Source organism: Gordonia sp. 135 (genome assembly GCF_009720185.1).
Lineage (GTDB): Bacteria > Actinomycetota > Actinomycetes > Mycobacteriales > Mycobacteriaceae > Gordonia > Gordonia alkanivorans.
Map to the genome: position 1 here is coordinate 4,625,160 of NZ_CP046257.1, position 22,460 is coordinate 4,647,619.

The window sequence follows — 22,460 nt, forward strand, 5'->3', positions numbered from 1 at the left end:
CGATTCGGCGCCGCAGTCCCTCGATTGGACCTCAAGTCAACTTTAAGTTCTACCCTGGGCGACATGAGCATGGAGTCGGTCGCCTGGGACATGATGTACAAGTCGTCGACCTCGCCGGGCGGTAAGCGGTTGCGCGGGGACCGGCGCGCAACGCTGCGCCGGATCGGCGGGTTCGCGAGCCCCCACCGGCGGCGGATCGCCCTCTTCTTGGTGCTGTCGGTGTTCACCGCGGTCCTGACCGTGGTGACCCCGCTCCTCGCCGGGCGCGTCGTCAACCTCATCACCGACAACGGGGCCGAATCGATGATCGTCGGGCTGGCGGTGGCGATCGCACTGATCGCGGTGGCCGAGGCCGCGGCCGGGATCGGTGTCCGCTGGTTGTCGTCGAACATCGGTGAGGGTCTCATCCTCGATCTTCGGCGGGCGGTCTTCGACCATGTCCAGCGCATGCCGGTCGCCTTCTTCACCCGAACCCGGACCGGCGCGCTCGTGAGCCGGCTCAACAACGACGTGATCGGCGCCCAGCGCGCCTTCAGCGACACCCTCTCCGGTGTCGTGTCGAACATCGTGACGCTCACCCTGACTCTGGGCGTGATGATCTACATCAGTTGGCAGATCACGATTCTCGCCCTGGTGCTGCTCCCGGTGTTCGTGATCCCGGCACGTCGGATGGGAGGCCGGATGGCTGCCCTGTCACGTGAAGCAGCCGAGCACAACGCGCGCATGTCGACGCAGATGACCGAGCGGTTCTCCGCTCCCGGTGCCACCCTGGTCAAGCTGTTCGGACGGCCCGACCTGGAATCCCGCGAGTTCGCCGACCGCGCAGATCGCGTGCGCGACATCGGCGTCCGGCGCGCCATGCTGCAGGCCTACTTCTTCACCGCTCTGACTCTCGTGTCGGCACTCGCGCTCGCACTGGTCTACGGCCTCGGCGGATGGCTCGCCGTGCACGAACATCTGTCGGCGGGCGCGGTCGTGTCCCTCGCACTGCTGCTGACCCGGATGTACGCGCCGCTCACCGCCCTGGCGAACGCCCGCGTCGAGATCATGAGCGCGCTGGTGAGTTTCGAGCGCGTCTTCGAGGTCCTCGACCTGACACCGCTGATCGTCGACGCCCCGGACGCTCGCCCGGTGCCCGGCACCGAGAGCGGCCGGCCGGTGCCGGTGTCGGTGCGCTTCGACGACGTCTCCTTCGCCTACCCGTCGGCCGACAAGGTCTCGCTGGCGTCGCTGGAAGAGGTTGCGCAGCTGGACAACCGGGCCGGACAGACCGTCCTGCACCACGTGGACCTCGATGTTCCCGCGGGTAGCATGGTGGCGCTCGTGGGCAGTTCGGGTGCCGGCAAGTCGACCATCGCGAGTCTCGCCACGAGGCTGTACGACGTCGACGAGGGCTCGGTCCAGCTCGCCGGCGTCGACATCCGTGACCTGCAGATCGCGTCGGTTCATCGTACGGTCGGCCTGGTCACCCAGGACGGCCACCTCTTCCACGACACCATCCGCGCCAATCTCGTTCTCGCACGGCCCGACACGTCCGATGAGGAGATCTGGGACGCGCTACGCCGAGCACGCCTCGAGGAGCTCGTGGCATCGTTGCCCGACGGACTCGACACCATCGTCGGCGAACGCGGCTACCGGCTCTCCGGCGGTGAGCGTCAGCGGATGACGATCGCACGCCTGCTGCTGGCACAGCCGTCGGTGGTGATCCTCGACGAGGCGACCGCACACTTGGATTCGACCTCGGAGGCGGCAGTTCAGGAGGCCTTGGGCGAGGCCCTCGAAGGTCGTACCTCGATCGTGATCGCGCACCGGCTCTCGACGATCCGCGCGGCCGATCAGATCGTGGTGCTCGAAGCGGGACGCGTCGTCGAACGCGGCGATCATCCGACGCTCCTCGCACGAAACGGTCGCTACGCCGAGCTCTACCGCACGCAGTTCGCCGACGGTGGGGACGAGGACGACGACGGCACGCTGAGCGCCTAGGCCTTCGAGGCTCGTCGCTGCGCTCCTCGCACCTCAGGCGACAGGGGACGCAGGGCTCACTGCTCGTCTTCGAGGTCGTCGAAGGTGTCGATCAGCGGGCGGCGGGGTTTCCGGGGATCGTTGACGCGCTCGCTCAGGCGGCGGCGCAGCTGCATGCCGATCAGCACGATGTTGACCACGATGACGGCGATGCCGACGGCCACCCAGAACCAGCGGCCGTCCTGCCACCAGCCGACGGTCAGCCAGCCGATGCAGACGACGAGGATGGCCGCTCCGATGCTGGTCATCGTCGTCGACAGCGTCTGCGCGCCGCGGGAGAAGTCGGGGCCGGTACTCACGGGAACTCCTGGATAGAACGGTTGCTGGCGATCAGGTCTGGACCCGATCACGTCTGGATTACGACGACGACCGCGATCAGGATGGCCACCACCACTATCGCAGTGACGACGAACAGGATCTGGGCCGGGCCCGGCATCTGCCCACCGCGCTGGAGGACGCGCATCGTTCGACGCCAGCGCCACGCACCGATCACCGCCAGGGAGCAGCCCAGAGCGACGAGGATGAGCCCCAGGATCAGTTCGAGGACCGGATTGTCGATGTCCGGGGCCAGGTAGACGATCGCCATCCCGGCGGCCATGAACCCGAGGGCGGTGCGAACCCACGCGAGGAGTGTGCGTTCGGCGGCGAGGGTGAAGCGCGCGTCGATCGCACCAGGTGGCGCGGGGGTCGGAGTCGCGCCCTCGCCGGGTCCGGCGCCCACTCCGTCAGCCGGCCCGTTGGTCCTCTCGGTCGTCAGCGCTCTTGCCCTCTCGTATCGCCTCTTTCGCGAAGGCCGCGGTCACCTCGATCGCGTGGATCGTCTCCGGGTGATGCGAGGCGAGCACCGGGAACGCGTGTACCTGCCAAGCGTAACTGTGGGCGAGGGCCTCGACCCCGGCCTCGTCGAGAATCTCGATCAGGCCGATGACGTCCGGTTCGAGCATCTCCCCCTCTGCGGTGACCATGACCGTCGGCGGGAACTCGACCGGGTCGAGGTCGGCGATACGGCGCACCCCGGTCAGCGGCACGGGACCGCGATCGAACTGCGGTGCCAGCTTCGCCATCTTCGACTTCGGAATGTAGGCGTCGGAGCGGCTGGACCGGTCCGGGTTGGTGCCCAGGTCGACGTCGAGCAGCGGGGAAAAGCCGACGAGTGCGGCCGGGGCGGGGAGTCCGCGTTCGACGGCGGCCTCCACGACCTTCGCCGCCAGGAACCCGCCGGCCGAGTCGCCGGCGACGATGACCCGTCGATAGTGGCGTTCGTTGATGAGCTCGGCGTAGGCGGCGACGGCGTCGGCCACCGACGCGCCCACCCCGGCCTCCGGCAGCTGCCGGTACTCGAGCGAGAAGACCGGGACCTCGCAGGCCCGGGCCAGCCGCGCGGCGATCGAGCGATGGGTGCCGATACCGCAGACGACGAAGGCACCACCGTGGAGGTACAGCATCGCCGTGTCGCTGTCGCGGCGTGACGGGCCGGCCGGCATCGCCAGCTCCGTCGAGCGCCCGGCGAGGGTCAGCTGTTCACGGACCACCCCCCGGGGCTTGGGCCCCACGGCGACGACCCGGTCGATGAGGAACAGTCCGGCCATGCCCGCCTTGTTGATCGGCCACAGCGTGAGCAGCGGCTTCAGGAACACGCGGGAGCCGAACCAGAGGGGATACGACAGGAGGCTCGGCCGCCGGTGGTGAACGATGGGCATGGGACTCCTCCTAGTCTGAGCCGAAGCTACACCCTCGGCGCCTCCGTATAACCGGTAAACGCCGAGCAAAAACATTCACCAAGCCTTGGCCTGCCGGCCACCTGGGTCCGCTATATTCTCGAACTCGTGACAAGACGGTGGCCGTGACGCAGGTACAGATCCTTCCGCAGTTCCTGCGGTCCGCGCAGGCAGGCGATCCGCGAACCCTGTGCGATGTCCTCACCGCGACCGCGCGTGCGCACCCCGATGCGCCCGCGATCGACGACGGCGACGTCACCCTCACCTACGGCCAGCTGCTGGCCCTGATCCGCCGCACCGTCGCGCGTTTCGCCGAGGTCGGCGTCGGACACGGCAGCCGCGTCGGCATCCGGATGCCCTCCGGGTCGCGTGACCTCTACGTCGCCATCCTGGCCACCCTCTACGCCGGTGCCGCCTACGTCCCCGTCGACGCCGACGACCCCGATGAGCGCGCCGAACTCGTCTTCGGCGAGGCCGGTGTCGATGCGATCGTCGACGCCGACGGCCCTCGCCCGACGAAACCCGCCGCCGGGACGAGCACGGCCCCGGCACGGCCGACCCCTGCCGACGACGCGTGGATCATCTTCACCTCGGGCTCCACGGGAACGCCGAAGGGCGTGGCGGTCACGCACCGCAATGCGGCAGCCTTCGTCGACGCCGAGGCACACATGTTCCTCCCCGACGAGCCGATCGGACCCGGTGACCGGGTCCTGGCCGGGCTCTCGGTCGCCTTCGACGCCTCGTGCGAGGAGATGTGGCTGGCCTGGCGCAACGGCGCCTGCCTCGTCCCGGCGCCCCGATCGCTGGTGCGCAGCGGCATGGACCTGGGGCCGTGGCTGGTGGCCCGCGACATCACCGTCGTCTCCACCGTGCCGACCCTGGCCTCGCTGTGGCCACCGGAGGCCCTGGAAGCCGTGCGGCTGTTGATCTTCGGCGGCGAGGCCTGCCCGCCGGAACTCGCCGACCGCCTCGCCGTACCCGGTCGCGAGGTCTGGAACACCTACGGCCCCACCGAGGCGACGGTCGTCGCCTGCGCCGCCCCACTGGGCGGCCCCGGGCCGGTGCGCATCGGATTGCCCTTGCAGGGTTGGGATCTCGCGGTCGTCGACGCGGACGGCAACCCCGTCGCCGAGGGCGAGGTCGGCGAGTTGGTCATCGGCGGCGTCGGCCTGGCCCGCTACCTCGACCCGGCCAAGGACGCCGAGAAGTACGCACCGATGCCGGCCCTGGGCTGGGAACGCGCCTATCGCAGCGGAGATCTCGTGCGGCTCGACCCCACGGGCCTGATCTTCATGGGCCGCGCCGACGACCAGGTGAAGGTCGGCGGTCGACGCATAGAACTCGGCGAGATCGACAACGCCCTGCAGAATCTGCCCGGCGTGAGCGGAGCTGCCGCCGCAGTCCGCAAGTCCGCGGCGGGCAACAGCCTGCTCGTCGGCTATCTGGTCTCCACCGACCCCGACTTCGACGCTTCGGCAGCACACGCCGAGCTCACCCGCCATCTGCCCGCCGCGATGGTCCCAACCCTCGCCGTCGTCGACGAACTGCCCACGCGCACTTCGGGAAAGGTTGATCGTGATGCGCTGCCCTGGCCTCTGCCGGGCAGCAGCAGACCAGTGGATGACGACGTCGAACTCGGCGAGACCGAGCTGTGGCTGGCCCAGTTGTGGACCGATGTGCTCGGCATCCGGATCACCCATCCCGACGTGGACTTCTTCGCGGAGGGCGGTGGTTCGCTCGCGGCCGCGCAGCTGGTGACCGCGATCCGTGGGCGCCACCCCGACATCTCGGTGGCCGACCTCTACGACCATCCGCGACTGGGATCGATGGCGGAGATGCTCGACGCGCGCCGACCGGCGACCAGCATCGTCGAACGCGATGTCGCACCCACGCCACGCGCGACGGGTCTCGCCCAGCTCGCGCTGACCGTTCCGCTGACTACCCTGACCGGTCTGCAGTGGGCGACCTGGCTCGGCGTGGTGAACAACCTGGGCGCCGTCGTGGCCGACCGGCTGGATCGTTCGGTCCCGTGGCTGGTCGAGGTGAACTGGTGGGTCCTGCTCGCGGCCTTCCTGCTCTTCATCACCCCGCCCGGCCGGATGTGCATCGCGGCGTTGGGCTCCCGCCTGCTCCTCGCCGGGGTCACACCGGGTGAGTACCCGCGCGGCGGCAACGTGCATGTGCGTCTGTGGGTGGCCGAACGGCTCCTCGACGCGAGCGGCGCGGCGAACCTGTCCGGTGCGCCGTGGATGATCTACCTCGCCCGGGCACTCGGGGCGCGGATCGGTGGCGACGTCGACCTGCATACGATCCCGCCGGTCACCGGTCTGCTGACGGTCGGTGAGGGCGCGTCGGTGGAGCCGGAGGTCGACCTCGCCGGCTGGTGGATCGACGGCGATGTGGTCCACATCGGGGAGATCGCCATCAAGCGCGGGGCGTCGATCGGTGCGCGCTCGACGCTCATGCCGGGGGCCGTCGTCGGACGCGACGCCGTCGTCGCACCCGGGTCGGCGGTGTTCGGCCGGGTGAAGGCGCGCCAGCACTGGGCCGGTTCACCCGCGGTCAAGGTCGGCAAGGCCATGCACCCATGGCCCGATCATCGGCCGCCACGCGCCCGCGCCTGGGTGCCGATATACGGGTTGTCGTCGCTGGTGCTGGCCGCGATCCCACTGATCTCACTGGCCGCGGGACTCGCCGTCATCGCCCTGTGGGCCCTGTCCGCCGAGCGGTTGCGCGACGTCGCGATCCGCGCCGTGATCCTCCTGCCGGCGGCGACCCTCACCAGTCTGGCCGTCTTCGCCGCGATCACCGCGGTGCTGGTGCGGCTGGCATCCCTGGGCCTGAGCACCGGCTACCACCCGGTGCGGTCACGCGTCGGCTGGCAGGTCTGGCTGACCGAACGCCTCCTCGACGCCGCCCGCACCTACCTGTTCCCGCTCTACGCGAGCCTGCTCACGCCGGTCTGGTTCCGCGTGTTGGGCGCCAAGGTCGGCAAGGGCACCGAGATCTCGACGGCACTGGTGCTGCCGCGCTTCACCACCATCGGCGACGGCGCCTTCCTCGCCGACGACACGATGGTCGCGTCGTACGAGCTCGGGGGCGGCTGGTTGCACATCGACGAGGCGAAGATCGGCAAACGCTCGTTCCTCGGCAATTCGGGGATGACCGGCCCGGGCCGCAAGGTGCCCAAGAACGGCCTGGTCGCCGTGCTGTCGGCGACGCCGAACCGAGCGAAGTCGGGGTCGAGCTGGCTCGGCAGTCCCCCGGTCCGCCTGCGCCGCACCGCCGCCGAGACCGACACCTCCCGCACCTTCGATCCGCCGACGAAGCTGAAGGTGGCACGTTCGGTCATCGAGACCCTCCGCCTCATCCCGGTGATGGTGTCCTTCGGGCTCGGCGTCGGCATGCTGATCGCATTGCAGTACGTCGCCGTCCACGTGCACTACGGCGTCACCGCGCTGGTCAGCGGACTACTGCTGCTCGGGGTCGGCGCCGTCGCGTGTGGCACCGCGGCCGCCGCGAAATGGCTTGTCGTCGGCCGCATCACCGTCAGCGAGCACCCGCTGTGGAGCTCCTTCGTCTGGCGCAACGAACTGTCCGACGCCTTCGTCGAGACCGTGGCCGCACCGTGGTTCGCCAACGCCGCCACCGGGACACCGATCCTCAACCTGTGGCTGCGCCTGCTCGGCGCCCGCATCGGACGTGGCGTGTGGTGCGAGACCTACTGGCTCCCCGAGGCCGACCTCGTCAGCCTCGGCGACGGCGCGACCGTCCAGCGCGGCTGCGTCGTCCAGACCCATCTGTTCCACGACCGCGTCATGGCCATCGACCGTGTCACCCTCGACGCCGGCGCGACGTTGGGGCCGCACTGCGTCGCGCTCCCGGCGTCGGGGCTGGGCGAATCGGCAACGGTCGGACCGGCATCGCTGGTCATGCGCGGCGACGTCGTACCCGCGCACACCCGCTGGCAGGGCAACCCCATCGCCCCATGGCCGACGGCGAGATAGGTCTCGCCGCTGCGGTCAGACCGCGGGCTCGGCCGGGGCCTCGACCTTCTTCGGGAGCGTCAGCAGCGTCGCGATGGACAGTGCGACAAGCATGATGCCGCCGACCCAGGCCAGGACCTGGAGCGAGAAGACCGGCAGGATGATCATCACGATGCCGGCGATCACCGAGATGATGCCGGAGAGGATCAGGAACCAGGTCGGGCTGTGGCCGGACTTGGTGACCGCGCCGTAGAGGTCGGCGACGCCCTGGAAGATCCAGCCGATGCCGATGAAGACCGCGAGCAGCCAGACCGCGTCACCGGGGCTGAAGAGCGCGATGATGCCCGCGAGCAGCACGATCACGCCGACCACACCGAGCAGGGCACGGACGCCCGTACTCAGGAACGACGCCGCGAAGGCCTGGTAGATGCGGAAGATGCCGGCGATGATCAGCGAGATCGCGAACAGGATCGCGACCACGACGATGGTCGGGCCGGGCCAGATGATGGCAACGATGCCGAGCACGATGCCGACGATCGAGGTGATGATCAGGGCCGTCCGGACGGCGCCGATCAGTTCATCAGGGAAATGCTTCGTGTACGCCGTCGCGAAAGTCATGGTCGAAGGTTATCGCCCGGAGGGCCGTGACACGCTGTCCTTGAGGGCCCGTGGCACAAACTGATACTCGTACCGGTAGTAAGTATCGAATGACCTCCATCGCGTTCTTCGAGAGGGCCGGCGACCCGTCCGGCGAGATCAGGTACCGTCCGACCGCCTTCGCCGCGAGTCTCTGGGCCCCGGGAACCCTCAACGGTCCGGCGGTGTGCGCGCTCGCCGCTCGGGCGGTCGAGGTGGAATTCGGCACGGAAGAGTTCCTGCCCGCCCGGTGCACGATCGATCTGTTCAAGGCCGCCCGAGACGTTCTCACCTCGACCCGGACGCGGCTCATCCGTTCCGGCGGGCGAATCCGCGTCGTCGACGTGGAAATCGTCCAGCATCCCGACGGCGCCGACGAGGTGGTGGTGGCACGCGGGACGACGGTGTTCCTGCGAACGTCGACCAACCCTCCGGGTGAGCGGTGGCACCGGCCGCCGGAGATGGTCACCTTTCATCCGCCGGCGACCACCGGCGATGACCTCGCACCGCGATTCGCCTCCGACGCGCCGGACGGCGGCCTCGGCGAGTGGCAGCGGGACATGTCGGGTCACCAGAACGGTCACCGCAAGCGGATCTGGACCCGCGCGGCCCCGATCGTGCCGGGCGAGGAGCCGACGCCGTTCCAGCGTGCGGTGGTCAGCGCCGAGTCGGCGAGCCTCATCTCGAACTGGGGTAGTACCGGGATCGGCTTCATCAACTGCGATCTCACCGTTGCGCTGAGCCGCCTGCCCCACGGTGAGCGGATCGGTGTCGAGGCGGACATCCACATCGAGGACGACGGGGTCTCGGTCAGCAACGCCGGTCTCTACGACGCCGACGGCATGTTCGGGACGGCCCTCGTCACGGCGGTCAACAACGCCGCCGCCCAGATCGACTTCACCACTGTGGACACCTCCGAGCGCTACCGCGAAGCATGAGGAAGAACCTGTATTTAACCAGGCAAATTACTTCCCACAGGGCTCTCAGGTCTTGATATGGTCACGCCCATGACACGACGCCTTCATCGGCTTCTCCTGGGTCTCGTCGTCTCGACCCTCGCGCTTGCCCTGACGTCCACGCTGGCCTCGCCGGCGCAGGCCACGAACGCCGCGGGCCCGGCGACCATCGTCAACCGCCTCACCGGCCCGTTCGCCATGAACGACACCGTCGGCCGCCACAATATCGTGGGCACCGATCTGGGCGTCATGTGGGACAACGGACGTGGCGAGATTCTCACCGCCTTCGGCGACACCCAGTCGTTCAACGGCTGGTCACTGCTGTACGGCGAGCTGTACTACTGGCGGTCCAACGTCCTGTTGCGCAGCACCGACCGCAACCTGGCCGACGGCATGACGTTCACCTCGCACGCCGGCCGTCCCGGGCACGCCAAGCGGCTACTGAAGCCGAACGTCCGTCGCGAGGTCACCATCATCCCGACCGCAGGTGTCGCCGCCAACGGCAAGCAGTACATGACCGTCATGTCGGTCAAACGGTGGGATTCGCCGGGCATCTGGACGACCAACTGGTCGGGCCTGGTGGTGTCCGACGACAACGGCGAGAACTGGCGTGCGCTCGACGCCTTCCGCCCCAACGGCGGTGGCAACAAGAAGTTCCAGATGGGCGCCTTCCTGAAGGTCGGCAAGACCGTCTACCACTACGGCACCCCCGACGGCCGCTGGGGCGGCGTGTACCTGGCCCGGGTCGACGAGAAGGACATCGAGAACCTCGGCAAGTGGGACTACTTCTCCTACGGCCGCTGGGTCCGCAACAACCCCGGCGCCGCCACCCCGGTGATGGGCGCGCCGACCGGCGAGATGTCTGTCGCGTGGAACGACTATCTCGGCAAGTACATCTCGCTGGCCAGCCAGGACATCGGCGTGACCCTCCGGACCGCCGACAAGCCCTGGGGTCCGTGGACTTCGGGTGAGCTCGTGGCGCCGTCCGCCGACCCGTACACCGGCTATGCGCCGTACATCCACCCGTGGTCGAAGGGCAGCACCCTGTACTTCACGTACTCGATCTCGATCGGCTACCAGGTCTACCTGATGAGGTTGCCGCTCAAGCGATGACGCTCGAGAGATGTGGGCGGTTCGGAGATCTCCTCCGAACCGCCCCACCTCGCTTTCATGCCGTCAGTTCTGGCCCAGCATCGCCCGCATCTGGTCGATCTCGGCCTGCTGTGTCGTCTTGACCTGTGTGGCAAGGGCTCTGGTCGCCGGGTCGGTGCCGTTGGCCAGCACCTCGTCGGCCATCGCGATGGCACCCTCGTGGTGCCGGATCATGCCCTCGAGCCACAGCCGGTCGAACTCGCCACCGCTCGCCTGACGGAGCGCCGCCATCTGCTCGGCGGACATCATTCCCGGCATGTCCCCGTGACCCATGTTCCCGTGGCCCATGTTCCCGTGGCCCATGTCCCCGTCGTCGTCCATGTGTCCGGCCACCGGCACCCCCCACGACTTCAAACGCGCTGTCATCTGGTCGATCTCGTCGTCCTGCGCGTCCTCGATGGTGTCGGCGAGGGTGATCAGTTCGCGGTTCTGCGTCCGGCCCTCGACGAGGTCGGCCATCATCACCGCCTGCCGGTGGTGGGGGATCATCTCGGTGGTGAACTCGACGTCCGCGTCGTTGTGCTTCGCGGCGGGCGACTGGCCCGGCGCAGACGCGTCCGCCGGGGACGAGGTCGCCGGGCGGTCGGCGGTGGTGGTGGTGCCGGAAGGCGACTCGTCGGATGAACACCCGGCGAGGGCCAGAGCGAGCGCGGCGCCGACGACGGTTCCGACCGCGACGCGGCGTCGAATATTGGCATTGTGCTGTACAGACATTGGATTTCCTTGCTACTGAGGGTTTTCGGATACGACGACATGGCGGACCCGAAAGGTCCGCAGACGTCTCCTCAGCAGCGGACCACCTGCAACTGCAGGTGGGTTCGGATCGCCCACGGGGGCGGACGCCCCAGGACGACGATGCCCCGGCGAGCCGGACGGTACAGCCCGGCCACCGACAAGGACAGGAATGCCCAGATCAGTAGTACGAGGACCACGGGCGGGATGTCGATGCCGGCGGCGCGGGTGAACACACACGCGTGGTCATGGTCGCCGCAGTCCTCACCGGACATCGACGGGTGTTCGCCCATCACTGCGGCTGGTGTCATCGCCGAACCCGTCGACGGCGAGTGGTGACCGGCAGGGTCGAAGTGGGCGTCGGGATGGCTGGACGCCGTGGCCGGACCCGCGATCACGGTGTGCATGAGCATCACCGCGAGCGCGAGAGGAACTATCAGCCCCCGGAACCAGATGGCGGCCCGGGGCCCAGGCCGGCTCACCTCTCCCAGCCTAGCGAGGTCATGACGCGGGCGTCGAGACCTTCTCCGCGTCCGGGTCCTCGCTGTCGGATTCGACCTCGGCGGCTTCGGCTTCCGCCTCGGCGGCCAGACGCTTCTGCCGCGGGATCAGGTACTTCCGGTCGATGATCCGGTACGCCGCGATCACGCCCGCGGCGAGACCCCACCCGAGCAGGATGTCGAAGATGTAGTGCTCGGCGGTGTAGATGAGGGCGAAGGCCATCGCGAGCGCGTAGCCCATGAAGAGCGTTTTTCCGAGCGCCTTGACCCGTGGCCACATGAAGAGTGCCAGCAACATGGTGAGACCGGCATGCAGGGACGGGATGGCGGCGACGAGATTGGACTTGCCCTGTCCGAGCGTGACGAGCTGCGACGCCATGCTGATGTTCAGGTAGTTCCAGCCACGCGCGGAGATCCGCTCGACGTACGGCTCGGCGTCGGGGTACGCATTGTCCAGGGGTCCGAGGAGACCTCCCTGATCGTCGGCCTCCGTCGAGTACATGCAGATCGGATCGCGGGGGTAGTCCTGCACCTCGACCGCGGTGCACCGCGCCGCCGCCCACGGCGGTGCGCCGGGGACGAGGGTGTAGCCGACCAGCGCGAGAAATGTGGTCGCCACGAAGCAGGCCGCGTAACGGCGCCAGGCCGTGCGGTCCTTGAGCCACAGCCAGGCCGCCACCGCGTACGGGACGATGAAGTACGACATGTAGACGATGCTGACGATGACCTCCCACCACGGAGGACTCGCCTGCTTGAGCTGCTCCTGCAGCCACGCGGTCGGGGTGATGTCGCCACCCATGAGCCATTTGTCGAAATCGATCGCCAGGTGCCAGTGAGTCGGCATGCCGACGATCTGGGCGATGTTGCGCGTCCAGTCGTAGAGGATCAGGATCAGCGCGAACGGCGCCCAGTCGAGGATGATCGTGATGAACTTGCGGCGCCCGATGCTCGCCGCAGCCAGTCCGAGGCAGAGCAGGATGATGAGCCGCGTGCGGTCCCACGCCAGACCCTCGAGGTAGATGTGCACTGCCATCACCAGGAACCAAGCCGTGACCGCGATGCGCCGGACCATGGTCAGGTCGCGACGGTTCTCCGGGTGGGCTTCCATCTCGGCGGCAGCGGCCAGGTCGTCGAAGACCGGCGCCATCTCGGGCGGGTCGACGTCTGATCCTGCGCTCGACCGGTCAGACTTCGACAGCGTCACCTCCGCCGAGGTCGTGTCATCAGGCTCCTGGCCCTCACCGCGCTCCGAGGACTTACCCGGCCGCGGGAAGCCCACCGACTCGTCAACACTCACCCGACACAATCCCGCCCGTCACGCCCCTCAGGGCACCCACGCTCGTAACCTGCCGTCAGTGTAGTGGCCATGTCCGATTGGTGAGCCACCGCTGCACAGCACGTGCGGGCTGGTCGTCGCGACCACCGTGATCACCCGCGCCGACGACCCGTTTCGACGGATTCACGTCCACTGGGCGTGTCGTGGATCACACTGAAGACCTGCAATGCCCCATCCCAGAGGAGGTCTCGGTGCCCAATCGCTACCTGCGCTACGGCGACCAGCGCTACATCATCACCAAGGAGGCGGAGGCTCGACTGAATCGCACCCTCGATGCGGTGTACTCCGACGGGACCCGCGGCCATGAGTGGCTGAATCTGTATCACGACAGCGCGGCCCCCTGCCGTCTGCTGATCGCAGCCGGTGTGCCGATCACGATCGAGACGGAGCCGGCGCCTGGCGAGTGACCCGACGCGCCGAGCGAGCCGACCCCGGGCATCGGCGGTGCCGCCCGGAGGCGGCCACTATCGTTGACCCATGCGCATCGGAGCACACCTTCGCGAGGACACCGACCCACTGGTCACCGCCGCCGAACTCGGCATCGACGTCTTCCAGATGTTCGTCACCGATCCGCAGAGCTGGAAGAAGCCGCAACCGAATCCTCATGCGGCCGCGATCCGCGAATCCGACATCGACGTCGTCGTGCACTCCAGCTATCAGATCAACGTCGCGAGCCTGAACAACCGGCTGCGCATGCCGTCGCGCAAGGCCGTCGAACAGCAGGCCGCCGCGGCCGCCGAACTCGGCGCCTTCGGCCTCGTCGTACACGGTGGTCATCTGCGTGACGGCGAGGCGTCGGCCGAGGGATTCGCCAACTGGCGCAAGCTCTTCGACCGCCAGGTCGACAAGGGCGGCTTCGGGGTGCCGATCCTGATCGAGAACACCGCCGGCGGCGACCACGCGATGGCACGCACCCTCGAGTCCATCGACCGGCTGTGGGAAGCAGTCGGCGACTTCGAGCAGGCCGGCTTCTGTCTCGACACCTGCCACGCCTGGGCCGGCGGGGAGGATCTCGTCGGACTGGTCGAGCGCGTCAAGGAGATCACCGGACGCATCGACCTGGTGCACCTCAACAACTCTCGCGACGAGTTCGACTCCGGCCGCGACCGTCACGCCAACCTGGCGTCGGGTCAGATCGACCCCGAGATACTCGCCGCCGTGGCCAAGGCCGCCGACGCACCGGTGATCCTGGAGACACCCGCCGAGGGCATCCCCGAAGACCTCGAGTACCTGCGCTCAGCGCTGTAGGGCGTCTGTCACGACAGGTTCCAGCCGGGAGCCGGCGGAGTCACCGGATACGCGGCGACGTTCATGACCACCGTCCCGTCGCAGGGCCCGCCGTCGATCGTGGTTCGCCACACGCCTTTCAGCGTGCCGTCGCCCTGTGGGGCGTACGTGGCGACCGACGTCGCCGGTCGCCACACCTTGGGCACACCCGCGCCCTGCCAGCAATCCCATTGCCAGTCGTAGCGGTGCACCCACGATCCCGCCTCCCAGGTGTAGCGAGGCGGTTGCGGGAGCGTCGGGTTCGCGGGTTTCGGCCCGTCGATCACCGTCGCCACGCACGTACCGCCGTCGCATGAGGTCGTGAAGGTGTAGTCGTCGGAGAAGTCCGGCTCCGCCTGCCTCGCCGCGAGGCTGGTGCCCGTCTTCGACGCCGCGAACCGCTTGAGCGAGTACACCCCGTTCCACGCGGGATCGGCGGCGTGCGCCGGAGCGGCGCTCACCATCGGTGCCAGTCCGACAGCGACGACCGCTGCCACGAAGGTCATGATCCGAATTCTGGTCCCGCGTCGTGTGCGCATGTCCGATTGGACCGCATCCGGCCCTCACCTGCAGCGGTTGTCGGAATTGTCGTGGGACTTAGTCCGTCCTGCCGCCGGAGGAGATCACATAAACGGCGATTGATCCCCTGGCGATATGGGTCTATATTGGGGGTTACCGGCGAGTAACTTAGCTCGAACCGAGACAGCTACACCACGCCCGGCCGGTACCCACTTCAACCGAGTGGGGTCGGACCGGACCTGGAAGACAACACCGTCATCACCCATACGGCCACACCAGAGAAGGAATTCACCATGGGCCATTACAAGAGCAACATGCGCGACCTGCAGTTCAACCTGTTCGAGCTGTTCGAGCTCGACAAGGTGCTGGAGTCGGGCGACTTCGGCGATCTCGACCACGAGACCGCCGTCGACATGCTCCGCGAGGTCAAGGCACTCGCCGAGGGCCCCATCGCCGAATCCTTCGTCGACGCCGACCGCAACCCGCCGGTCTTCGACCCGGAGACCCACAGCGTCACCATCCCGGAGAGCTTCAAGAAGTCCTACAACGCCCTCGTCGAAGGCGGCTGGGACAAGATCGGCATCCATGAGGAACTCGGCGGCCTCCCCGCCCCGCGTTCGCTGTACTGGGCCATCGGCGAGATGATCCTCGGCGCCAACCCGCCGGTGTTCATGTACGCCGCCGGCGCCGGGTTCTCCGAGATCTTCTACAACAACGGCACCGACGAGCAGAAGAAGTGGGCCACCATCTGCGCCGAGCGCGGCTGGGGCGCCACCATGGTCCTCACCGAGCCGGACGCCGGTTCGGACGTGGGCGCCGGCCGCACCAAGGCCACCCAGCAGGAGGACGGCTCCTGGCACATCGACGGTGTGAAGCGCTTCATCACCTCGGCCGACCAGGACATGACCGAGAACATCTTCCACCTGGTGCTCGCCCGCCCCGAGGGCGCCGGCCCGGGCACCAAGGGCCTGTCGCTGTTCTTCGTGCCGAAGTTCCACTTCGACTTCGAGACCGGTGAACTCGGCGAGCGCAACGGCGTCTTCGTCACCAACGTCGAGCACAAGATGGGCATCAAGGCGTCGGCCACCTGTGAGGTCACCTTCGGTCAGCACGGCATCCCCGCCAAGGGCTGGCTCGTCGGCGAGGTCCACAAGGGCATCGCCCAGATGTTCGAGGTCATCGAGCACGCTCGAATGATGGTGGGCACCAAGGCCATCTCGACCCTGTCGACCGGCTACCTGAACGCGCTCGAGTACGCCAAGGAGCGCATCCAGGGTGCCGACATGACCCAGATGACCGACAAGGCCGCACCGCGCGTGTCGATCACCCACCACCCGGACGTGCGTCGTTCGCTCATGACCCAGAAGGCCTACGCCGAGGGCCTGCGTGCGGTCTACCTCTACACCGCGTCGCACCAGGACGTCGCCGCCGCGAAGATCGTCTCCGGCGCCGACGCCGAGATGGCCGCTCGGGTCAACGATCTGCTGCTCCCGATCGTCAAGGGTGTCGGTTCCGAGCGCGCCTACGGCACCCTCGGCCACGAGTCCCTGCAGACCCTCGGTGGTTCCGGCTTCCTGCAGGACTACCCGATCGAGCAGTACATCCGTGACTCGAAGATCGACTCGCTCTACGAGGGCACCACTGCCATCCAGGCGCAGGACTTCTTCTTCCGCAAGATCATCCGCGACAAGGGCCAGGCGCTGGCACACGTCGCCGGCCAGATCCAGAGCTTCATCGACTCCGAGGCCGGCAACGGTCGCCTGAAGTCCGAGCGCGCCCTGCTGAAGACCGCCCTCGAAGACGTGCAGGCAATGGCCGCCTCTCTGACCGGCAGCCTCATGGCCGCCCAGGAGAACTCGGCCGAGCTGTACAAGGTCGGCCTCGGTTCGGTCCGCTTCCTGATGTCCGTCGGCGACCTGATGATCGGCTGGCTGCTCCTGCGCCAGGCCGAGATCGCCCTCGCCGCACTCGACAACGGCGCATCGGACAGCGACAAGGCCTTCTACGAGGGCAAGGTCGCCGTGGCGAGCTTCTTCGCCAAGAACATGCTGCCGCTGCTCACCGCCGTCCGTGTCACCGTCGAGAACGTCGACAACGACATCATGGAGCTCGACGAAGCGGCCTTCTGACAGCACACCCACCCTTGATCGGTAAACCCACCGCCTTGCGAGGCGGTGGGTTTACTGATCTGTGGTGGGTTTCCGGTTGCGGTCGCATCTCAATACGAGATGCTCCGGGCGAGTCCCGTCGATGTTTCCTAGCCTCGGGAAGGGAACCACAGGCAGTCGGGGACAACTAGAGGGAGAGCCATGAAGGCACTCGTCTTTCACGGACCGGGCAAGAAGAGCTGGGACGACGTACCCGATCCGAAGATCCTCCAACCCACCGACGTCATCGTGAAGATGGACGCCACCACCATCTGCGGCACCGATCTGCACATCCTCAAAGGTGATGTCCCCGCGGTCGAGAAGGGGCGAATCCTCGGCCACGAGGGCGTCGGGACGATCACCGAGATCGGCCCTGCGGTAACCACTCTCGCAGTCGGCGACCAGGTGATCCTGTCGTGCATATCGGCCTGCGGCAAGTGCGACTTCTGTAAGCAGGGAGTGCACTCACACTGCCTCGGTGACGAGGGGGCGTCGGGTATCGGCTGGATCTTCGGACACCTCATCGACGGCACCCAGGCCGAGCTCGTACGAGTCCCCTACGCCGAGACCTCGGTCTACAAACTGCCGTCGGGCGTCACGCCCGAGCAGGGCGTCGTCCTCAGCGACATCCTGCCGACCGGGCATGAGATCGGTATCCGTTACGGCAACGTCAAACCCGGTGACGTGGTGGCCGTCGTCGGAGCCGGACCGGTGGGTCTCGCGACGATCGCGACGTCGGGACTCTACGGACCGAGCCGCGTGATCGCGATCGACATCGACCCCAACCGCATCGAGCAGGCCAAGTCCTTCGGCGCGACCGACGGCGTCGTGTCGTCGGATGCCGATTGGAAGGACCAGGTCCTCGCGATGACGGACGGGCTCGGCGTCGACGTCGCGATCGAGGCGGTGGGCATCCCGCAGACCTTCCAGATGTGTCTGGATGTCGTCCGGCCCGCGGGTCATGTCGCCAACGTCGGCGTGCACGGCGCCCCGGTGGAGTTCGCTCTCCAGGATCTGTGGATCTCCAACATCAACGTCTCGATGGGCCTGGTGAACACGGACACGCTCGGCGTCCTGCTCAAGCTGGTCGCGCAGCGTCGGATCGACCCGGACCTGTTCATCAGCCACCGTTTCGCCCTCGGCGACATCATGGAGGCCTACGACGTCTTCGGCCGGGCCGCGGAGACCAAGGCACTCAAGGTGGTCCTACAGGCCTGAGTAACCCACGAACGGCCGAACCCACCACCCCGCGGGGCAGTGGGTTCGGCTGGGAAGTGGTTGGTTCGGACTACTTCGGAGGCATCCGGATGCCGCCGTCGACGCGGATCACTTCAGCGTTCATGTAGCTGTTGGTGACCAGCTCGACGACCATCGAGGCCAGCTCGTCGGGAGCGCCCAGACGGTGCGGGAACAGGACCGACTCGCCCAGCTTCGCCTTGAACGCCTCGGCGGCCTCGCCCTCGCCGTAGATCGGGGTGTCGATCAGGCCGGGGGCGATGGTGTTGACGCGGATGCCGACCGCCGCCAGGTCACGCGCGACCGGCAGGGTCATGCCGACGACGCCGCCCTTGGACGAGGAGTACGACGCCTGACCGATCTGGCCGTCGAAGGCGGCGACGCTGGCCATGTTGACGATCGCGCCGCGCTCGCCGTGGGCGTCGAGCGGCTCGTTGCGGCTCATCGCGGTGGCGGCGAGACGGATGAAGTCGAAGGTGCCGATCAGGTTGATCGCGATGACCTTCTTGTAGGCGTCCAGGTTGTGCGCCGAACCGAACTCCCCGTCGCGGCCGATGGTGCGCTGTGCCCAGCCGATGCCGGCCGAGTTGACCAGGGCACGCAGCCGGCCGAGTTCGGTGGCCGCGTTGATGGCGGCTTCGATCTGTTCGGTCGAGGTGACGTCGACGCTGACGAAGACACCGCCGATCTCCTTGGCAAGCTCCTCCCCCTTGTCGGCGTTCAGGTCGGCGACGACGACCTTCGCACCCTTGGCCGCCAGCTGGCGGGCCGACGCTGCGCCGATGCCCGACGCTCCACCTGTGACGATTGCACTAGCTCCGTTGATATCCACGTCTCGGAATATATCGAACGTTCGTGAGATGTGGAACACATGCGGGGCGCTGTTCCATTCACCTCACGGTACGTGCTCGTCTCAGATGCACTTCACTATCGGCTCCGGTGCGTAGCGCACGGTCCGGGTGCGCCGGTCGACCTCTTGTCCGGTGCGGGCGTCGCGGATGATCCGCGTGTTCGACGTCGTGAAGCCCTTGCTGCCGCTGCTCGCAATGCAGTCGTCGCCCTTGGGGAGCTTGATCCGTTCCGGTTCGGTGGGGTCGGTCCGCTCGCCGGTGATCGACTCGACCTCGAATGCCTTGGTGCCCCACAACCTCACGGTCACCGCGGACGGCGACCAGCCGGTCTCGATGAGCACCCCGTGCCGGGTGTTGTTGCGGAACTTCAGGTCGATGGCGCCTTCGAAGACGGTGGCCTCCCGGGCCTCCGGATAGCGCGAGATGTAATACGCGTGCTCGGTGTGGTCGACGTCCTCGAGACCCGCGAAGTACGCGGCGTTGTAGAGGGTGGTCGCGAACTGGGAGATGCCGCCGCCGACGGCCGTCGCGGCGCGGCCGTTGTTGATGATCGTCGAGTCGACGTAACCCTCGGCCGTGCCTCGCGGACCCGTGTGGCCGTTGAGCGAGAAGACCTTGCCGGGCAGGACCAACGCGCCGTCGACCTCGGCCGCGACGAGGCGGATGTTCTCACCGGAGGCACTCGAGAAGCCGTCGGTGGTGTACTCGCTGATCAGTTCGCGCACACCGAGTTTGCGGGCGGCGTCGGTGGTGAGCTTGGGGTCGACATCGTCGTAGACGACATCGGCGGTACGGTTGCCACCGGCTGCGGTCGCCGTCGTGGCGAGCGCCTGAAGTGTCTTGTCCCAGTTGATCTTCGAACCGGTGATCGCGGGCACGACGGTCGGGCGGCCACTGGCGAAACTGAATGTCGCACTGACGGCGGGGCGTTGGGACGGATCGAGATCGGGGCCGAGAGACTCGCGCGCTTTCTTGACGTCGACGTGCGGGGTGAGACCGCCCTTTCCGTCGGGCACGAAGGTCAGCATCGCCCCGATGTCGCCTGCCGGAACCTCGACCGTGCGCTTGCGCCGGTCGATGAGCTTCACCGACCCCGACGTCGCGCGGTCGGCGGGGCCGGCCACGGTGGCGGCGACGACCTCCGAGGTCACGGTCGGCGAGAACGGTTCCATCGGCATGTCGATCGGCGTGCCGTCGAGCCAGTGGTCGACGAGCACGACGGCGGCGGCCTGGCGGGCGACGCGCTCACCCGGTGCCGGCTCGTCGCCGACCGGCGTGGCGCCGTCGTAGTGGACTCCACCCTCGACCGCGGCCTTCTCCAGCGACCTGCGGTGGGCGTCGAGGGCCTTGTTCATGGCGGCGGGATCGATCGTCACGACGGGCTCGACGTCGAGGTCACGACCGAAGAGCGACAGGAAGCGCGTGAGCGGGTTGCGCGGCTGTTCGAGAAGACGTGCGCGGGTCGCGTCCGCGTCGAAGGTCAGCCCCAGTTCGGTCGGCGCGACCTCGGCCGAGCCCTCGGGGGTGCGCAGGACGACCGGCTGCGTGGAGCGGGCGGTCAGCTCGTCGATGACGGGGTTCAGCTCGGCGGCGTGGCGGTTGCCCGCCGAGATCCCGCCGACGACGGCTCCGCGTGCGGAGTGATCGCGGGTGGCCACGAAGTCGATGGAGAGGGCGAGCGCCAAAATGATGACGACGACGACCGCAGCGCGTACCGCGTGGCGTGCTCGCCGGGCGCTTGTGGTCACAACTCCATCCATCACGGCTGACTACCTGGGCCAGTCGGGGTGGTGGCCGCAGAACTCATACCCCAGAAATGTAGGTGCTCCGGCTGAGCTGTCGGGTCGGGGGTCTGACAGCTCTGCCGGAGCTGTCTTCATGTTTACGCTACTTTTCGGCCGATGACACGTTCGGGGCCACGTTTAGTCCAAACATGTGACGAAGGACCCCATTTCGAGGTCGAAAAAGAGACGGATCGGGCGATTCGTCGCCCGATCCGTCGCCTTATCGAAGGGGTCAGCCCTCGATGATGGCGGTGACGCCCTGGCCGCCGGCGGCACAGATCGAGATCAGCGCACGACCGCCGCCGTTCTCCTTGATCTGCTTCGCCGCCTGCGCGACGATGCGGCCGCCGGTCGCGGCGAACGGGTGACCGGCGGCGAGCGACGAGCCGTTGACGTTGAGCTTGGACCGGTCGATGGGTCCGAGCGCCGAGTCGAGGCCCAGACGTTCCTTGCAGTACTCCTCGGACTCCCACGCCTGCAGCGTCGCGAGCACGACCGACGCGAACGCCTCGTGGATCTCGTAGAAGTCGAAGTCCTGCAGGGTGAGACCGTTGCGGGCCAGCAGGCGCGGCACGGCATAGGTCGGGGCCATGAGCAGGCCGTCGGGCCCGTTCACGTAGTCGACGGCCGCGGTCTCGCTGTCGACGAAGTACGCCAGCACCGGCAGACCGCGCTCGGCGGCCCACTCGTCACTGCCGAGCAGCACGGTCGATGCACCGTCGGTGAGCGGGGTCGAGTTGCCCGCGGTCATGGTCGCGTCGCCGAGGGAGACACCGAAGACGGGCTTGAGCTTGGCGAGCTTCTCCGCGGTCGAATCGCCGCGCAGGTTCTGGTCGCGCGTCAGACCCATGAACGGGGTGATCAGGTCGTCGAAGAAGCCGTCGTCGTAGGCGGCCGCCATGTTCTGGTGGCTGCGTGCGGCGAGCTCGTCCTGGTCGGCGCGCTTGATGCCGAATTCCTTGGCGGTGATGGCGGCGTGCTCGCCCATCGACATCCCGGTGCGCGGCTCGCCGTTCTGCGGGATCTCGATCCCGAGCTTGGTGAGCAGCTTCGCGGCGCCGAGGATCTGGTCCTTGGTGGAGCGGGCGCGGTTGACCTCGAGCAGCTGGCGACGCAGGCCCTCGCCCACGGCGATCGGGGCGTCGGAGGTGGTGTCGACGCCGCCACCGATCGCGGCGTCGTAGCGGCCCCGTGCGATGCCGTCGGCGACGGTCGTGATGGCCTGCAGACCGGTGCCGCACGCCTGCTGGATGTCGAAGGCGGGGGTGTAGGGCGACAGGGCCGAGCCCAGCACCGATTCGCGGATGAGATTGAAGTCACGGGCGTGCTTGAGCACGGCGCCGCCGGCGACCATGCCGAGCTGCTCACCCTGCAGGTTGAAGCGACTCACCAGGCCGTCGAGAGCGGCGGTGAACATCTCCTGATTGCTGACCTTGGCATATGCCTTGTCCTGGCGGGCAAACGGAATGCGGTTGCCGCCGAGGATCGCCACCGGGCGCTCGGTGCGGGTCTCGGGCTTCTTCGGGGTGGTGCTGTTCTCTGCCACGTCGATCTCCAGGGTCGTGTGCGGTATCTATAGCGTATTCTTACTCAAGAGTAAGTTCCTTGTCGAACGACAG

Annotated in this window: 19 protein-coding genes; 8 read left to right on the plus strand and 11 right to left on the minus strand. The window is 67.7% G+C overall.

Translation table 11 applies throughout. The features are described 5' to 3' along the window. Positions 1-63 precede the first annotated feature (63 nt). Complete coding sequence (locus tag GKZ92_RS20915) at positions 64-1,983, plus strand: ABC transporter ATP-binding protein (RefSeq protein ID WP_035753793.1); 1,920 nt, start codon at positions 64-66, stop codon at positions 1,981-1,983. Between the two features lie 56 nt (positions 1,984-2,039). Here the strand turns inward: GKZ92_RS20915 and GKZ92_RS20920 are convergent, their stop codons facing one another. The 3 genes from GKZ92_RS20920 to GKZ92_RS20930 are packed head-to-tail and all read right to left on the minus strand — an operon-like array spanning position 2,040 to position 3,722. Continuing rightward, on the minus strand, positions 2,040-2,321 hold the full coding sequence (locus GKZ92_RS20920; protein WP_155225614.1) for a hypothetical protein: 282 nt from the start codon (positions 2,319-2,321) through the stop codon (positions 2,040-2,042). 47 nt (positions 2,322-2,368) lie between these two features. After that, complete coding sequence (locus GKZ92_RS20925; RefSeq protein ID WP_006357132.1) at positions 2,369-2,743, minus strand: YidH family protein; 375 nt, start codon at positions 2,741-2,743, stop codon at positions 2,369-2,371. Between the two features lie 4 nt (positions 2,744-2,747). Then, the gene (locus GKZ92_RS20930) at positions 2,748-3,722 is read right to left on the minus strand and encodes an alpha/beta hydrolase (protein WP_155225615.1); all 975 of its coding nucleotides are present in this window, start codon (positions 3,720-3,722) and stop codon (positions 2,748-2,750) included. A gap of 143 nt (positions 3,723-3,865) precedes the next feature. On the opposite strand from GKZ92_RS20930, the gene GKZ92_RS20935 reads away from it, so the two are divergent. Further along, entirely contained in the window at positions 3,866-7,747 is a 3,882-nt protein-coding gene (locus GKZ92_RS20935; RefSeq protein ID WP_155225616.1) for a Pls/PosA family non-ribosomal peptide synthetase, read from the plus strand. Positions 7,748-7,762: 15 nt separating this feature from the next. Here the strand turns inward: GKZ92_RS20935 and GKZ92_RS20940 are convergent, their stop codons facing one another. Further along, a complete protein-coding gene (locus GKZ92_RS20940; RefSeq protein WP_035753790.1) occupies positions 7,763-8,344 on the minus strand; it encodes an HdeD family acid-resistance protein in 582 nt (193 codons plus the stop codon). 89 nt (positions 8,345-8,433) lie between these two features. On the opposite strand from GKZ92_RS20940, the gene GKZ92_RS20945 reads away from it, so the two are divergent. Both GKZ92_RS20945 and GKZ92_RS20950 read left to right on the plus strand, forming a co-directional pair. Further along, positions 8,434-9,300 carry an acyl-CoA thioesterase domain-containing protein gene (locus tag GKZ92_RS20945; protein ID WP_035753789.1) on the plus strand — a complete coding sequence of 289 codons (867 nt, stop codon included), beginning with the start codon at positions 8,434-8,436 and terminating at the stop codon, positions 9,298-9,300. A gap of 69 nt (positions 9,301-9,369) precedes the next feature. After that, positions 9,370-10,431 carry a DUF4185 domain-containing protein gene (locus GKZ92_RS20950; RefSeq protein WP_035753787.1) on the plus strand — a complete coding sequence of 354 codons (1,062 nt, stop codon included), beginning with the start codon at positions 9,370-9,372 and terminating at the stop codon, positions 10,429-10,431. A 63-nt stretch (positions 10,432-10,494) separates the two neighbouring features. Here the strand turns inward: GKZ92_RS20950 and GKZ92_RS20955 are convergent, their stop codons facing one another. The 3 genes from GKZ92_RS20955 to GKZ92_RS20965 form a co-directional block, all read right to left on the minus strand. Continuing rightward, positions 10,495-11,184 (minus strand): DUF305 domain-containing protein, encoded by a 690-nt coding sequence (locus GKZ92_RS20955; protein WP_042375110.1) that lies wholly within the window; start codon positions 11,182-11,184, stop codon positions 10,495-10,497. A 71-nt stretch (positions 11,185-11,255) separates the two neighbouring features. Next, positions 11,256-11,615: a hypothetical protein gene (locus tag GKZ92_RS20960; RefSeq protein WP_052362759.1), complete on the minus strand. Its 360-nt coding sequence runs from the start codon at positions 11,613-11,615 to the stop codon at positions 11,256-11,258. Between the two features lie 88 nt (positions 11,616-11,703). Beyond that, the gene (locus tag GKZ92_RS20965) at positions 11,704-12,981 is read right to left on the minus strand and encodes a phosphatase PAP2 family protein (protein ID WP_006357123.1); all 1,278 of its coding nucleotides are present in this window, start codon (positions 12,979-12,981) and stop codon (positions 11,704-11,706) included. 248 nt (positions 12,982-13,229) lie between these two features. On the opposite strand from GKZ92_RS20965, the gene GKZ92_RS20970 reads away from it, so the two are divergent. Continuing rightward, on the plus strand, positions 13,230-13,445 hold the full coding sequence (locus tag GKZ92_RS20970; protein WP_005194730.1) for a hypothetical protein: 216 nt from the start codon (positions 13,230-13,232) through the stop codon (positions 13,443-13,445). 70 nt (positions 13,446-13,515) lie between these two features. After that, positions 13,516-14,286, plus strand: coding sequence for a deoxyribonuclease IV (locus tag GKZ92_RS20975; protein WP_006357122.1), 771 nt, complete (start codon positions 13,516-13,518; stop codon positions 14,284-14,286). A gap of 8 nt (positions 14,287-14,294) precedes the next feature. Here the strand turns inward: GKZ92_RS20975 and GKZ92_RS20980 are convergent, their stop codons facing one another. Then, positions 14,295-14,810 (minus strand): hypothetical protein, encoded by a 516-nt coding sequence (locus tag GKZ92_RS20980; RefSeq protein ID WP_035753782.1) that lies wholly within the window; start codon positions 14,808-14,810, stop codon positions 14,295-14,297. A gap of 306 nt (positions 14,811-15,116) precedes the next feature. Here GKZ92_RS20980 and GKZ92_RS20985 point away from each other — a divergent pair, with 306 nt between their 5' ends. Further along, positions 15,117-16,952 carry an acyl-CoA dehydrogenase gene (locus GKZ92_RS20985; protein WP_035753780.1) on the plus strand — a complete coding sequence of 612 codons (1,836 nt, stop codon included), beginning with the start codon at positions 15,117-15,119 and terminating at the stop codon, positions 16,950-16,952. Positions 16,953-17,132: 180 nt separating this feature from the next. Beyond that, positions 17,133-18,188: a zinc-dependent alcohol dehydrogenase family protein gene (locus GKZ92_RS20990; RefSeq protein ID WP_006357118.1), complete on the plus strand. Its 1,056-nt coding sequence runs from the start codon at positions 17,133-17,135 to the stop codon at positions 18,186-18,188. Positions 18,189-18,258: 70 nt separating this feature from the next. On the opposite strand, the gene GKZ92_RS20995 is transcribed toward GKZ92_RS20990, so the two are convergent. From GKZ92_RS20995 to GKZ92_RS21005, 3 genes are all read right to left on the minus strand, one after another. Further along, positions 18,259-19,038, minus strand: coding sequence for an SDR family NAD(P)-dependent oxidoreductase (locus tag GKZ92_RS20995; RefSeq protein ID WP_155225617.1), 780 nt, complete (start codon positions 19,036-19,038; stop codon positions 18,259-18,261). 81 nt (positions 19,039-19,119) lie between these two features. Further along, positions 19,120-20,805 (minus strand): VanW family protein, encoded by a 1,686-nt coding sequence (locus GKZ92_RS21000; protein ID WP_051405971.1) that lies wholly within the window; start codon positions 20,803-20,805, stop codon positions 19,120-19,122. A 268-nt stretch (positions 20,806-21,073) separates the two neighbouring features. Further along, positions 21,074-22,387 (minus strand): acetyl-CoA C-acetyltransferase, encoded by a 1,314-nt coding sequence (locus tag GKZ92_RS21005; RefSeq protein ID WP_006357115.1) that lies wholly within the window; start codon positions 22,385-22,387, stop codon positions 21,074-21,076. Positions 22,388-22,460 lie beyond the last annotated feature (73 nt).

What these genes read in the sequence shown, in the direction of transcription:
- GKZ92_RS20915 (WP_035753793.1), top strand. Translation starts at nt 64, where the DNA reads ATGAGCATGGAGTCGGTCGCCTGGGACATGATGTACAAGTCGTCGACC.
- GKZ92_RS20930 (WP_155225615.1), bottom strand. Translation starts at nt 3,722, where the DNA reads ATGCCCATCGTTCACCACCGGCGGCCGAGCCTCCTGTCGTATCCCCTC.
- GKZ92_RS20940 (WP_035753790.1), bottom strand. Translation starts at nt 8,344, where the DNA reads ATGACTTTCGCGACGGCGTACACGAAGCATTTCCCTGATGAACTGATC.
- GKZ92_RS20945 (WP_035753789.1), top strand. Translation starts at nt 8,434, where the DNA reads ATGACCTCCATCGCGTTCTTCGAGAGGGCCGGCGACCCGTCCGGCGAG.
- GKZ92_RS20950 (WP_035753787.1), top strand. Translation starts at nt 9,370, where the DNA reads ATGACACGACGCCTTCATCGGCTTCTCCTGGGTCTCGTCGTCTCGACC.
- GKZ92_RS20955 (WP_042375110.1), bottom strand. Translation starts at nt 11,184, where the DNA reads ATGTCTGTACAGCACAATGCCAATATTCGACGCCGCGTCGCGGTCGGA.
- GKZ92_RS20960 (WP_052362759.1), bottom strand. Translation starts at nt 11,615, where the DNA reads ATGCTCATGCACACCGTGATCGCGGGTCCGGCCACGGCGTCCAGCCAT.
- GKZ92_RS20975 (WP_006357122.1), top strand. Translation starts at nt 13,516, where the DNA reads ATGCGCATCGGAGCACACCTTCGCGAGGACACCGACCCACTGGTCACC.
- GKZ92_RS20980 (WP_035753782.1), bottom strand. Translation starts at nt 14,810, where the DNA reads ATGACCTTCGTGGCAGCGGTCGTCGCTGTCGGACTGGCACCGATGGTG.
- GKZ92_RS20985 (WP_035753780.1), top strand. Translation starts at nt 15,117, where the DNA reads ATGGGCCATTACAAGAGCAACATGCGCGACCTGCAGTTCAACCTGTTC.
- GKZ92_RS20990 (WP_006357118.1), top strand. Translation starts at nt 17,133, where the DNA reads ATGAAGGCACTCGTCTTTCACGGACCGGGCAAGAAGAGCTGGGACGAC.